Origin of the sequence: Halomonas litopenaei, from assembly GCF_017303055.1 — a bacterium.
GTDB classification, from domain to species: domain Bacteria; phylum Pseudomonadota; class Gammaproteobacteria; order Pseudomonadales; family Halomonadaceae; genus Halomonas; species Halomonas litopenaei_A.
Genome location: NZ_JAEKJT010000009.1, coordinates 96,693 through 109,969 on the forward strand (window position 1 = coordinate 96,693; position 13,277 = coordinate 109,969).

A 13,277-nucleotide genomic window follows, 5' to 3' on the forward strand; every position below is an offset into this window, starting at 1 on the left:
GTTTGTGGAGCCCTTTCGTGCAACAACTGACACAACAGTTCATCAACAACACCTGGGTCGACAGTCATAGTCGTCGCCGCCTGGCCGTGACAGACCCTTACCGCCAGACCCAGATTGCCGAAATCACCGCGGGAGATGCCGCCGACGTCGACGCCGCCGTTGCCAGCGCCAGGGCGGCACTTCCGGCCTGGCAAGAGCTGGGGGGGCATCGACGGGCGGACTACCTGGAGGCCATTGCCGCGGCCCTGACGTCCCGCCGGGAAGCGCTGATGCGCATCTCTTCGACCAATAATGGCAAGGCCCTGGCCGAGGCGGCCATCGACCTCGACGATGCCATCGCCTGCTATCGCTACTACGCCACCCAGGCACGCGCTCTGGAAGACCGCCAGGGCCGCCTCGTCGACCATGCCATGGAAGGGGTCGACGCGCGTCTCTACGAGGACCCGGCCGGCGTCGTGGGTCTGATCACGCCCTGGAATTTCCCGCTGGTCACCAGCGCCTGGAAGATCGCTCCCGCCTTGGCGGCGGGCTGCACCATCGTGTTCAAGCCTTCCGAAGTCACCCCGCTACCCGAAGTGGCCATCGCTGAGATCGCCGCCGACATCAAGCTTCCCGCCGGGGTACTCAACCTGTTGCTGGGTGATGGCGAGGGCATTGGTGCCCCCCTGTCGGCCCACCAGGGAGTCGACAAGCTGTCCTTCACCGGCAGCAACGTGGTCGGCGAAAAGGTGATGCAGGCCGCGGCCCATGGCGTGCGAGGCGTTTCTCTGGAGCTGGGCGGCAAATCGCCGATTCTGGTACTGGATGACGCCGATGTGGATGCCGCCGCCGACTGGGTCATGGCCGGGATCTACTTCAACTCGGGGCAGATCTGCTCCGCCACATCACGCCTGATCGTGCATCGGTCTCTGGCAGAGCCCCTCTATCAGGCACTGGCAAGTCGGATCGATGCCCTGACCCTCGGCGATCCACTCGTCGAAGGCACCGACATGGGACCGATGACCAGTGCCCGACAGCGTGAAGCCGTGGAGCGCTATCTTGAGATAGCCCGCGAGGAAGGCCTCACCGTCGTGCGCGATGGCCGCCACCGCGACCTGCCCGCTCAGGGCGAGTTCATCGCCCCGACCCTGTACCGGGACGTGCCGACCGACAGCCGCCTGTGGCGTGAAGAGATCTTCGGCCCAGTGCTGTGCGCGCGCAGCGTGGACAGCGAAGCCGAGGCGATCGCGCTTGCCAACGACAGCGCCTTCGGACTTGCCGCCACCGTGATCTCTGCAGATGTCGACCGCGCCAAGCGGGTTGGACGCGCACTGCGTGCCGGCAGTATCTGGTACAACTCGGAGCAGCTGGTCATGCCCGAAGCCAGTTGGGGTGGTTTTGGCGCCAGCGGCATTGGCCGTGAACTGGGACCCTGGGGCATGTCCGGCTACCTCGAGGTCAAGCATCTGATTGGTCCCGCCGGCTGATCCCTCACCTGTAGATCCCCCCACCCTCAGCCCCCTGCTGGCGCTTGCCAGCAGGGGGCTCGCACGGCTTACACCGCAGCGTTGGCGTTTGATTCCCTCGTCGGTGATCGTGCCTCGGCGACGGGCAAGCCTGAATGACGGGCAAATATGCCAACGCGGGTAGTTTTCCAAAAGGCTTAGTTCGTAAGAGAACGCCTCTTTCGTTACACATTACCCATTGTTTAAATCATTACCACGTTGTGTTGACGCCAAGGCCACACCTTCCAGCGGTAAACAATTACTGCCAACACATCATATAACGTTATTTACCTTACCAGTCCCGGATGACTGGTGACCTTTTGACAAATAACTCGGGGCAACTTTTCTGCCCCCCTGCACTTTCGCCCCACCGTATTACCAGTGATGCCAACACCCGACATCTCCGCGGCGAGTCGTATGTAAGACCCACCCGACTTCAAGGAAGTTGACCACATGTCTACAGACCAAGAGAAGGTAACCTCGCCACAGGCAACATCTGAAACATCCCAGCCACCAGTCTCCAATACCGACTCGGAGCATGGCTCAGCTATGACCCAGCACGGTTTCGAGAAAAAGACGAGATGGTGGTCCACACGTGGCCGTATCGGTCGGGTCACCTATTTCAACCGCACCACATTGGCCTCTCTGATGGTCAACGGGCCCTACATAGGCGCTGTGGCTTACGCGGTGACTACACAATCAGCAGCAGCAGAAGCAATACTAGGTACAGTACTATTGTTAACGATCGTGCTCTCTATACCTCTCACCGTCTTTTGGACTCTTCAAGCCAAACGCCGCATTAATGACCAGAATCGATCGGGTTGGCTGCTACTTCTCGCTCTGGTTCCATTGGTCAATCTTGCAATCTTCATCATGCTCTACTGCGTCAAGGGCTCCAGTGGTGAGAACCGGTATGGTCCAGCGCCTGAACCACCGACATCCTCCGGCATGACGCTGTCCTGGTGCTTGCTCGGCCTTATCCTTCTGCCTTTTCTCGTTCCTCTCGGGGTGCTGCTTTGAGCATGGTTGGCTTCACCGCCCGTCGACTCTGCTAACGCAGAAAGCGCTGGATAAATGATGCGAGCGATGACAAGCCGGCCCCCATAGCGATAAGGCCCCGACGAAAACGTCGGGGCCTTTTTGGTTTCATCGCTGCAGCAGCGTCCTGAGTCAGGCGGTGGCGGCGAGATCCGCCCCTGCCCGACGCTTCCTCAGCCAGATCGATAGCGCCAGCACCACCAGCATGGCCCAGGGGTAAGGCGTGAAGAAGGAGGCAAACGCCGACGGCGCTGCCACACCATTCTGCACGGCAGTCGCGGCAATGACCTCCTGCCACACCGCTACCACGATGTGCCAGGGCAGCAGGAAGAACACCGTACATACCGCACAGTCCATCAGGTTGGCGGCGCGGGCGGGGGAGATACCAAACTGCTGGGCCAGACTCTTGACCAGCCCCGGCCCCACCAACAGAAGCGCCGGAGCATTGGCCGACAGCGGTGTAGACGCCGCGATGGTCACCGCAACGATGCTGGTCTCGGCACTGGCGCGGTCCTTGACCAGCTTCTTCTTGGCGCTATCCAGCAGGCGCTCCATCAGACCGGTATCCAGGATCACCTGCGTCAGCGCGAGCACCATCAACGCAAACAGAACGGCGCCTGTCACCGACGCAATGCCATTCTCGATCAGCCCGGTGCTCTCGCCCCGCGCCTGGGGCAACGAGAACAGGTCACCAAGGCCGATGGCACCGATACCCAGGGCGCACGCCATGGCCACCAGGTTGCCGATAAACATCGCCTCGACAATATGGCGGCGCTTCATCGCGAACACCACCACCGCCGCCAGCGGAATCAGCATGACCAGTCCCGAGGCATGGCCGGTCGGCACCTCGGCCGTTGCGGAAGACGCCTCACCACTGGCGCCGAACAGCATGAAGATCACCATGGATATCCCTGCTGCCGACAGCGCCAATGGCAGCCGGGTACGGATCACATCGGCGATCTCGGCACCCTGGGTGTAGGAAGAGACGATGGTGGTATCCGACACCGGCGACAGGTTGTCACCAAAGGCAGCACCGGACAGGATCGCCACCGCCAGCATGGACGGGTCGGCCCCCAACATCACCCCCGCCGGGTACAGCACCGGTGACAGACCAATGACGGTGCCGGTACTCGTCCCCGTACCGAGAGCAAATACCATGGCCATGGCGAAGGCAATCAGGGTAAAGGTGGCCCCCTCCGCACCAATGGACGCGCCTAGCCACATCAGCCCATCGATCAAGCCACCCGCGGCCATCAACTTGCCGAATACACCGGCCAGCAGCCACAGGGCGATAATCGCCGTTGCGGTGGAGTTGCCCATTCCCTTGAGCAGACTGTCGCAGTATGCGGTGCGCTGTCGACAGAGAAACAGACCGACGCCCATGGCCACCCAGGCGCAGGCCCAGAACGGCTTGGTTCCGGCGCGTTCGAATACCGACAGGTAGATCAACCCCGTCACGAGTACCAACAATGGCAGTAGAGCGCCGAGGGTACCCCCGCGGAAGGATAAGGGTGGAGTCGTAGTGGATGTTGTCATTATTAGAATCCTCAGGATGGGTAGCGCGGTTGTCACGCTCGTGAAGAAAATGCACTGCAGTAGGGTGAAAACCAGCGGCGCCAACTTCTACGCTGAGCCTCACCACCGCTCATCGCAGACACTCCCTTGTCACCGCTTGCTGCGACTCGTTGTTCCGAATGTACCTCCGGACCGAAGATGGCCGGACTCTTCATCGTAAGGAGCCAAGAGCACAACGAAAAAACCACGAGAAGTGTCAAAGTGATGCTCCGAGACACTTTCTCAAGGTGCCCACATCAACTTGCTCGCGATGACATCCCATCACGATTGTCTCGGAGCTTCTGTGCACTCACCGGGCTGGCCAGGGGCAGACCTCAGCCTCTGTAATCTGCAAAGCCGAAGGCATCGGGATAGCCGAACAGCGCGACGGCGCCGCCGGTGTGCAGGAAGACCACGTTCTCGCCTTCCTTGAAGTGGCCCTGGCGGATCAGGTCGATCAGCCCGGCCATGCCCTTGCCGGAGTAAACCGGGTCCAGCAGGATGCCTTCGTGGCGGGCCAGCAGGGTGACCGCCTCGATCATGCTGTCGGTGGGCACTCCGTAGCCCTCGCCCACGTAGTTGCAGTTGGCAACCACCTGCTCGCGGCTGACCACGCCGGAAAGGCCCAGCTTGGCTTCGGTCTTCTGGGCCAGGGCAAAGACGTTGGCCTCCTGCTTGTCCTTGGGCGCGCGCACGCCGATGCCGAGCACCGGGATACCTGCATTGCAGGCGGCCAGGCCGGTCACCAAGCCCGCCTGGGTGCCGGCGCTGCCGGTGGCATGCACCAGATGATCGATACGCAGGCCCATGTCGTTGGCCTGGGCCAGCAGCTCCAGGGCAGCATTGACGTAGCCCAGGGCGCCGATTTCGTTAGAGCCGCCGCCAGGGATGATGTAGGGCCTCTTGCCCTCGCTCTTCAGGCGATCGGCCAGGCCTTCCATCTCGGCGGCCATGTCGGCACCGCCCGGGCGCTTCTCGACGCTGGCGCCGTGGAGCTGATCGAGAAAGACGTTGCCGTTGTGGTTGTAGTTGGGGTCTTCACTGCCGGTGCGGTCTTCCAGCAGGATGTGACAGCCAAGGCCCAGCTTGCAGGCCGCGGCCACGGTCTGGCGAGCGTGGTTGGACTGGGTGGCACCCTGGGTGATGATGGTATCGGCGCCCTTTTCCAAGGCATCGGCCATCAAGAATTCGAGCTTGCGCGTCTTGTTGCCGCCGGTAGACAGGCCGGTGCAGTCGTCACGTTTGATCCACAGGCGAGGACCGCCCAATAGCTTGCTCAGGTTGTCCATCGGCTCCAGCGGGGTGGGCATATGGCCGAGACGGACACGGGGAAAACGGGACAGGTGCATACGGGCCTCCAGGCGAGTCATTATTGGCATTGGCGTGCTCTCGTTATGACGTTCTTCCATGAAATGACAGACACAAGGCCCGTCAGAGAACGTGTCATCTCACCTTAAAGGCCGCCCACGACCTGCCACCAATGCCAAGTTGCTCGTCAGCTGTTAAATTTTTGCATAGCCACGACTCCTGCCTGGCCGGCAGCCACAACAACAGACAAAAACACCAATGAAGATCGAGTGGATAGAGGATTTTCTCGAGCTTATCGAGGCAGGAACCTTCTCCCAGGCGGCGGAACGACGCCACGTCACCCAACCGGCGTTTTCGCGACGCATCAGACAACTCGAGGAGTGGCTGGGAGTCGCACTGGTCGATAGGCGCTCCCCACGGCTGGAGCTGACTGCCCATGCGCGTACCTACGAGCCTCAGCTCAGGGAGTGGCTGGCCCGCCTCTATGCCATGCGCAGTCGACTCAGAAGCGATGCCCGCCAGGGACCCAGGGCCATCCTGACCACCCAGCACACCCTGACCGTCAGCTATCTGCCGCGGCTGTTGCGCCACTTGCGTCATCACGCTCCTGAGGTCGGACTGCAGATCACCTCGTCCGACCGCAGCGTATGCATTCGCGACTTTGAGCAGGGCAAGGCCGACCTGCTGCTGTGTTCCGAGCTCGAGGGGGCGCCCCTGTTCGACGACAGCACCACCATCGAACGTCTCGCGCTGGGTGCTGAACGGCTGCTGCCGGTGTGCGCCCCGGATCATCACGGCGGCCCGCTGCACCCGCTGGAGCAGGGACAACGACTGCCGCTGATCGGCTACGACACCGACAGTTTTCTGGGCCAGGCGCTGGCGACCCCCTACCTGCTGGATGCCCAGCGCCGCTACGAGATCGAGCTGGTGTGCGAGACCGCCTTTACCATCGGCATTCGCCAGCTCGCCCTGGCGGGACTGGGTATCGGCTGGCTTCCCCACGGACTGATCGAAGAGGACCTGGAAAGCGGCAAGCTGGTATCGCTACTGGATACGCTAGGTGGGCCCCGGCTGGTGGTGGCCTGCTATCGGCATCGGGACGAGCAGAGGGCCGCGGCACCGCTTTGGCATCTGCTGGAAGAGCGCCCACCGGCGGTATAGCGTTGTCATCAGGACGTGCGGATGGCCTCTCCCCCCTGGGGAGCGGCAGACAGGGTGAGCTCGATGGCGTCGTGACGCCAGTACTCGTCGTCGCAGTCGATGGCTCGGCCGTTCTGGTCATGATTGATGCGGGAAATGCGCTGGGCGGGACTGCCTCGCACGGCGTTCAGCGCATCGGCGCCGGCGCTGGACAGCACGCAGGTGCCAAGCTCATAGCTGACCCGGCCAACCCGGATGCCGTACTCGCGCCGGTAAAGCTCGGTCAGCGACTCCCGCGCCAGATCGAACTCGAGAATCTGTGGAAAACAGCTTGGCAGCAGATGATGCTCGACGTAGAGCACCCGACGCTCGTCCACTAGCCGGGCACGACAGATTCGATAGACCGGCGCGTGTTCGGCAATACCCAAACGCCGAGCGACCACTGCGGGGGCCGAGACCTCTTCGGCACTCAGCAGCAGGGTGCGGGCACTGCGCTGCTGCGAGCGCACCATCTCGTGAAACGGCAGGCAGGCCAGCAGGTCATAGCGAAGCCGTGGCGGCGACACAAACCAGCCGCGCCGATTCTCGCGATAGACCCGCCCTTCTGCCTCCAGTGCATTGAGCGCTTCGCGCAACGTGATACGCGTTGTCCCGAAGCGGGTCATCAACTCGCGCTCGCTGGGAAGCCGGCGCCCCTTCTCACTTCGAGCCTCAGCCAGCACCGGTTTGAGGCGCTCTTGCAGCGATCGATCCATGCACATACCGATGTTTAATAAGAGAAAAGTGACGCTCGCCGATCTACATCCATCCAGCTGGTATAGACCAATTGAGCCATACGCCACAGTCTAGTGACTTCACCATGACATCGTGGTGACACTCCTGGCGTCGTAGTGTCTGCCGAAGGCTTCATCGCCAACCAAGGATTGAGACAAGACTGCCATCACACTGACACGGCGCTGTCATGAAGGCTCCTTAGGGTTAGGCACAACGGAAACTGATCTAGACCAGAAACGCACACCGGTTTCCGTCGCCTTCACGCCCCCTGACCCGGAGACCCTCCCGTGATCGTCACTTCTCTGCGTTACCCGACCCTGACCGCCCTGGCCTGCGTTGGCCTGATGTCCACCGCTGCCCAAGCCAGCTCCGCCGAGCTTGAGTCTCTGATCGAGGCCGCCAAGCAGGAAGGCCGCGTCGACAGCGTCGGCATGCCCGACACCTGGGCCAACTGGAAGGACACCTGGGCTGACCTGGATAGCGTCTACGGCCTGGCACACAGCGACACCGACATGAGTTCCGCCGAGGAAGTCGCCAAGTTCAAGGCTGAGGGTGAGAATGCCACCGCCGACATCGGCGATGTCGGCTTCGCCTTCGGCCCCATCGCCGTGCAGCAGGGCGTGACCCAGCCCTACAAGCCCAGCACCTGGGACCAGATCCCTGACTGGGCCAAGGACGAGGATGGTCACTGGATGCTCGGCTACACCGGCACTATCGCCCTGATGATCAACAAGAATCTGGTCGACGAAGACCAGCGTCCGGGCTCCTTCGCCAATCTACGTGAAGGTGACTACTCAGTGTCGGTGGGCGCGGTAGGCCAGGCCTCCCAGGCCAACAATGCGGTGCTGGCCGCTGCCTATGCGGCAGGCGGTGACGAAGGCAACCTGGCGCCGGGACTCGAGCTGTTCGCCGAGCTGGCCGAGCAGGGCCGCCTGTCGCTGGCTGACGTGTCCATCGCCAACCTGGAGAAGGGCGAAGTGGAAGTGGCCCTGCTGTGGGACTTCAACGCCTTGAACTATCGTGACCAGATCGACCGTGACGCCTTCGAGGTGGTGATTCCGTCCGACGCCTCTGTCACTTCAGGCTACGCCACCATCATCAATGTACACGCCCAGCATCCCAATGCGGCCAAGCTGGCCCGTGAATACATCCTGTCCGATGAAGGCCAGTTCAACCTGGCCGAGGGCTACGCTCGCCCGATCCGCGCCGAGCACCTGACCCTGCCCGACGAGATCGCCGCCAAGCTGCTACCCAACGAACAGTACGCCAGCGCCCGCCCGATTCAGGACTTCGCCGCCTGGGAACAGAGCGCCAAGGTGCTGCCGCGCCAGTGGCAGTCGGACGTTTTGATCCACCAGCAGTAATCACGCCAATTACCTCCCCACCCCTGGGCATCGGGCGGCAGCGCCAACCAGCGCTGCTCTCGGTGCCCGCGGTACGAAAGCGTTGCTTGGGCCACCCTGATGGTGGCCAGGAGTCATCATGCAAAACCCTGTCATTCTGGTCGTGCTGGACGGCCTCAATCACGACGTCGGGCGCCATGCCATGGGCCATCTGAGCGCTCTGGTCGAGGCCGGACGCGGCACTACTACCAGCCTCGACTGCGAGCTGCCCGCCATGTCTCGCCCGCTTTACGAGTGCCTGCTGACGGGAGATCGTCCCGTCGACTCCGGTGTCGTGCATAACGCTATCGTGCGCCGCTCACACGGTGTCAGCCTGTTTGACCTGGCTCGCGCCCAGGGGCGCACCACCGCCGCCGCGGCCTATCACTGGGTCAGCGAACTCTACGTCAAGGCGCCCTTCGACCGGACCCGCGACCGCTATCTCGACGATCCTCACGCGGCCATCCAGCGCGGCATCTTCTATTGGCAGGACCACTACCCGGACGACCACCTGTTCAGCGATGCCGAAGCGCTCAGGCAGCGGCACGCACCTGACTTCCTGCTGGTTCACAGCATGAACATCGATGATAGCGGCCACCGTCACGGCGGCGACTCGCCCCAGTACCGCAATGCCGCGCGTCACGCCGACATTGCCCTGGCCGACTACCTTCCCCGCTGGCTGGCCGATGGTTACCAGGTGATGGTGACCGCCGACCACGGCATGAACGCCGATCGTTCACACTCAGGGTTGCTGGCCGAGGAGCGCCGGGTACCGCTGTGGCTGTTCGGTGACGCCTTTGCCGACCCCGCAGGTCTGCATATCCAACAGACTCACCTTTGCGGCACCCTGGCCAGCGCCATGGGGCTAACCCACGACAAGCCCTTTCACCCGGAGCTGCTTGCGATGACGGCGCAAGCCACGGCACCGGCCCCGGCACCGTCCCGAGAGAGCCTCTCATGACATTGCGCCTGCCGGCCTGGCTGTGGCTACTGCCCTTCGCCATCGTGTTTTGCGCCTTCCAGCTGGCGCCCATGGCCTGGGTCGCCATCAGTGCCTTCAACGTCAATGGCGACTGGGGGCTGGGCCACTTCCAGGAAATCGCCCAGTCCGCGTTCTTTCGCCAAGCCATCTGGAAGAGCCTGACCATCTCGTTGGTATCAAGCGCCATGGGGCTGATCATCGCCACCGTCACCTGTCACGCGCTTATGCGTTCCGGACCGCGACTGCGCCGCGCGATGATCGCCTTCACCAACATGACCTCCAACTTCGCCGGGGTGCCCCTGGCCTTCGCCTTTATCATCCTGCTGGGGGCCAACGGCGTGCTGACCTTGGCACTTCAACAACTCGGCATCATCGAGGACGTGCGCCTCTACTCCACCGGCGGATTGATCGTCATCTATACCTGGTTCCAGATACCGCTCGGCATCCTGCTGCTGTTTCCGGCCTTTTCAGGCCTCAAGGCCGAGTGGCGTGATGCCGCCCACCTGTTGGGGGCCGGACGCATCGCCTATTGGCAACGGATCGGCCTGCCGGTGCTATGGCCGGCTCTGGCGGGCACCTTCACGGTGCTGTTCGCCAACGCCATGGGCGCCTATGCCACCGTCTATGCGCTGGTCAACACCAGCTACAACCTGATGACGATACGCATCGCCAACCTGGTCGCGGGAGACCTGTTCCTTGAACCCAACCTGGCCAGTGCCCTGGCGCTGGTACTGGTGGTGCTGCTGGTACTGGTCACCCTGGTGCAACAGTGGCTGTTGAGAAGGAGTGCACAGCATGGCTCACGCTGACACCATGCCCGCTCACAAGAGCCCGACCGCCGCGTCGCTGTCGGCAACCTTTAATCCCTACTCCTGGGTCGTCGGCGGGGTCTTTGCGGTGCTGGCTCTGCCCCTGGTAGCCACACTGGGCTACGCCCTGGCCACACGCTGGGGCGCGACCCTGACGCCAGACGGCCTGACCCTGGCCTGGTTCATCGAGCTGTGGACCACCCCTCGCTTTCTGGCGGCCTTTGCGCGCTCGCTGTTTATCGCCGTGGGGGCTCTGGCGCTATCTCTGGCACTGGTACTGCCGGTCGCCCTGTTGGCCCATACCCGCTATCCGCGACTCGATCGCTGGATGAACACGCTGATCTTGATGCCGTTTGCGGTGCCGCCAGTCGTCTCCTCGGTGGGCTTGCTGCAACTCTACGCCGGTGGGCCGCTGGCGCTGGTAGGAACACCCTGGATCCTGATTCCTACCTACTTCACCATCGTCCTGCCGTTCATGTATCGCGCCATTGCCAACAGCCTGAGGGCGGTGGACGTGCAAAGCCTGATGGACGCCGCGCAGCTGCTCGGCGCTGGCCCCGTGAAGGCGTTTTTTCTGGTGGTTCTGCCCAACCTGAGAGGTGGCGTGCAGATCGCCGTCTTCCTGTCGTTCTCCTTCCTGGTGGGTGAGTTCGTGTTTGCCAACATGCTGGTGGGCACCCGCTTCGAGACACTGCAGGTCTACCTCAACAACATGCGCGGCGCCAGCGGCCACTTCACCAGCGCTCTGGTGATCACCCTGTTCGTCTTCACCCTGATCCTGACCTGGCTGGGCAATCGCCAGGCGGAACACACTATTACGGAGGCCGCACGATGATGGCTGCCACCACTCGCCCCCCCTCGTCAGCGACCACGCCCAAGGCATCACAGGCGGCCTATCGCCAGCAGCCGGCCATCGCGTCAGGCGCCACGGCCGCGAGTGCCTCCCGCCACACCGATCATGCGTCCAGCGGCAACGCGATTTCGCTCAAGGGGCTGGCCAAGCGTTTTGGCGACACCGATGTCTTTGCCAATATCGATGCCGATATCGCCCACGGTGAATTCATCACCCTGCTGGGCCCATCCGGCTGCGGCAAGTCGACCCTGTTGCGGGCGATCGCCGGTCTCACGTCCCTGAATGCGGGCCAAATCCTGGTGGGCGATACCGACATCACTCACCTCCCCCCTCAGCGCCGTGGCGTCGGCATGGTGTTTCAGCACTACGCCCTGTTTCCCAACATGAAGGTGGCCGACAACGTCGCCTTTGGCCTGCGCATGCAGAAGGTACCCAGCGACGAGCGCGCGCGCCGCGTGGACGAGGTGCTACGCCTGGTCGAGATGCAGGACCAGGCCCACAAGTTCCCTCATCAACTGTCTGGCGGTCAGTGCCAGCGGGTAGCGCTGGCAAGGTCTCTGGTGGTCGAGCCCAGGGTGCTGCTGATGGATGAGCCCCTGTCCGCGCTGGACGCCCGCATTCGCAAGCACCTGCGCGATCAGATCCGGGAAATTCAGACGTCGCTGGGCCTGACGACCCTGTTCGTGACCCATGATCAGGAAGAAGCCATGCTGATGTCCGACCGGGTGTTCCTGATGCACCAGGGACGCATCCTGCAACAGGACAGCGCCGAGGCCATCTACACCCGTCCACGGGATGAGAACGCTGCCGGCTTCATGGGCCACTACTGTCTGCTTGATGCCGTCGAGGCCGCTCCGCTGCTCGGCTATCGCAGCAAGGCTGGCCGCGTTGCCCTGCGCCCTGAAGCGCTCTACCTGAGCGTGGCGGGCATGCCCCTGGGCGGCGAGCACCCCGAGCGGGTAGGACCTGGCGTGCACGGGGTAGTGCGTCGACACCGACTGCTCGGTAACATCGTGCGCTACGACATCGACTGTGCCGGCGTCAGCCTGACCGTCGATACCCTCAATCGCTCCGCTCGCACCTTGCTGCCGCAAGGCCAGCAGGTGACGGTCCACGTCGATCTCGACGAGGTTCAGGAGCTGGATACATGAATGACCCGACGAGCCCTTGCCCCATGACCACCGATGCCTGCCGTGTGGCGACATCCGAGACGCCTGACGCGCCCATCACCCTGGCCCTGTTCGACCTGGACGATACGCTGCTCGACGGCGACATCACGCGCCTGTGGAGCCAATGGCTGATCGAGCTTGGCTGGATCGACGACGGAAAGAAATATCATGCCGCCTTTGCCGAGCATATGGCGGCCTACGCCGCTGGCACGCTCGACATGGAAGCCCATCTGGCGCTGTTGCTGACACCCCTGACAGGGCGCCGCGAGGCCGACGTCAGGGAGCAGGTGGACGCCTTTCTCGAGGCCGAGGTGGTGCCGCGACTGTTCGCCCAGGGACACGAACGGCTTGCCTGGCACCACGATCAGGGCCACCGTGTGGTCATTATCTCTGCCTCACCGATCCATGTGGTTGGCCCTGTAGCCGAACGTCTGGGCGCCCACCATGCCCTGGCCACCCGTCTGGAGATCGACGCCGAGGGTCGATATACCGGCCGCGCCCAAGGCATTCGCACCTTCCGTGAAGGCAAGCTTGCGGCTCTGGAAGCCTGGCTCGACGAGCATACGCCAGCCCTCAGCTACGGCTACTCGGACTCACGTAACGACTTGCCGCTGCTGGAGTTTGTCGACCGTCCCTGCGCCATCAACCCGGATCCGACGCTTGACGCCGCCGCACAGGTCCGCGGCTGGCCGGTGCAGTGGTGGCGGCAGCAAGGCTAAGCGTGGACAAGGCCAGGCGTGGAGTCAGCGGGTGGAAGAGGCTAGGCTGTCACCTACCTTTTGAC

At 62.9% G+C, this 13,277-nt stretch carries 12 protein-coding genes; 9 read left to right on the plus strand and 3 right to left on the minus strand.

The window, feature by feature from the left end; translation table 11 throughout:
* Positions 1–17: 17 nt before the first annotated feature.
* Together JF545_RS17095 and JF545_RS17100 are read left to right on the plus strand one after the other, a co-directional pair.
* Entirely contained in the window at positions 18–1,466 is a 1,449-nt protein-coding gene (locus JF545_RS17095; RefSeq protein WP_206944066.1) for an aldehyde dehydrogenase family protein, read from the plus strand.
* A gap of 471 nt (positions 1,467–1,937) precedes the next feature.
* Positions 1,938–2,504, plus strand: a complete 567-nt coding sequence (locus JF545_RS17100) for a DUF805 domain-containing protein (protein WP_206944068.1) — start codon at positions 1,938–1,940, stop codon at positions 2,502–2,504.
* Positions 2,505–2,654: 150 nt separating this feature from the next.
* Here JF545_RS17100 and JF545_RS17105 read toward each other — a convergent pair whose 3' ends face one another.
* Together JF545_RS17105 and JF545_RS17110 are read right to left on the minus strand one after the other, a co-directional pair.
* Positions 2,655–4,058 (minus strand): Na+/H+ antiporter NhaC family protein, encoded by a 1,404-nt coding sequence (locus tag JF545_RS17105; protein ID WP_206944070.1) that lies wholly within the window; start codon positions 4,056–4,058, stop codon positions 2,655–2,657.
* Between the two features lie 353 nt (positions 4,059–4,411).
* On the minus strand, positions 4,412–5,425 hold the full coding sequence (locus JF545_RS17110; RefSeq protein WP_206944072.1) for a D-cysteine desulfhydrase: 1,014 nt from the start codon (positions 5,423–5,425) through the stop codon (positions 4,412–4,414).
* A gap of 217 nt (positions 5,426–5,642) precedes the next feature.
* Between JF545_RS17110 and JF545_RS17115 the strand changes: the two genes are divergently transcribed.
* Positions 5,643–6,545: a LysR family transcriptional regulator gene (locus tag JF545_RS17115; protein ID WP_206944074.1), complete on the plus strand. Its 903-nt coding sequence runs from the start codon at positions 5,643–5,645 to the stop codon at positions 6,543–6,545.
* 8 nt (positions 6,546–6,553) lie between these two features.
* Here the strand turns inward: JF545_RS17115 and JF545_RS17120 are convergent, their stop codons facing one another.
* Positions 6,554–7,279, minus strand: coding sequence for a UTRA domain-containing protein (locus tag JF545_RS17120; protein ID WP_224852153.1), 726 nt, complete (start codon positions 7,277–7,279; stop codon positions 6,554–6,556).
* 306 nt (positions 7,280–7,585) lie between these two features.
* Here JF545_RS17120 and JF545_RS17125 point away from each other — a divergent pair, with 306 nt between their 5' ends.
* The 6 genes from JF545_RS17125 (at position 7,586) to JF545_RS17150 (ending at position 13,212) form a co-directional block, all read left to right on the plus strand.
* Positions 7,586–8,662: an ABC transporter substrate-binding protein gene (locus tag JF545_RS17125; RefSeq protein ID WP_347401340.1), complete on the plus strand. Its 1,077-nt coding sequence runs from the start codon at positions 7,586–7,588 to the stop codon at positions 8,660–8,662.
* 118 nt (positions 8,663–8,780) lie between these two features.
* Positions 8,781–9,641, plus strand: coding sequence for an alkaline phosphatase family protein (locus JF545_RS17130; protein WP_206944078.1), 861 nt, complete (start codon positions 8,781–8,783; stop codon positions 9,639–9,641).
* Positions 9,638–10,471 (plus strand): ABC transporter permease, encoded by an 834-nt coding sequence (locus JF545_RS17135; protein ID WP_206944080.1) that lies wholly within the window; start codon positions 9,638–9,640, stop codon positions 10,469–10,471. The genes JF545_RS17130 and JF545_RS17135 overlap by 4 nt, the downstream gene beginning before the upstream one ends.
* A complete protein-coding gene (locus JF545_RS17140; RefSeq protein WP_222164111.1) occupies positions 10,458–11,306 on the plus strand; it encodes an ABC transporter permease in 849 nt (282 codons plus the stop codon). Before JF545_RS17135 ends, JF545_RS17140 begins: the two co-directional genes overlap by 14 nt.
* Positions 11,303–12,475 carry an ABC transporter ATP-binding protein gene (locus JF545_RS17145; RefSeq protein ID WP_242520938.1) on the plus strand — a complete coding sequence of 391 codons (1,173 nt, stop codon included), beginning with the start codon at positions 11,303–11,305 and terminating at the stop codon, positions 12,473–12,475. Before JF545_RS17140 ends, JF545_RS17145 begins: the two co-directional genes overlap by 4 nt.
* Positions 12,472–13,212 carry an HAD family hydrolase gene (locus JF545_RS17150; protein ID WP_206944083.1) on the plus strand — a complete coding sequence of 247 codons (741 nt, stop codon included), beginning with the start codon at positions 12,472–12,474 and terminating at the stop codon, positions 13,210–13,212. Before JF545_RS17145 ends, JF545_RS17150 begins: the two co-directional genes overlap by 4 nt.
* Positions 13,213–13,277 lie beyond the last annotated feature (65 nt).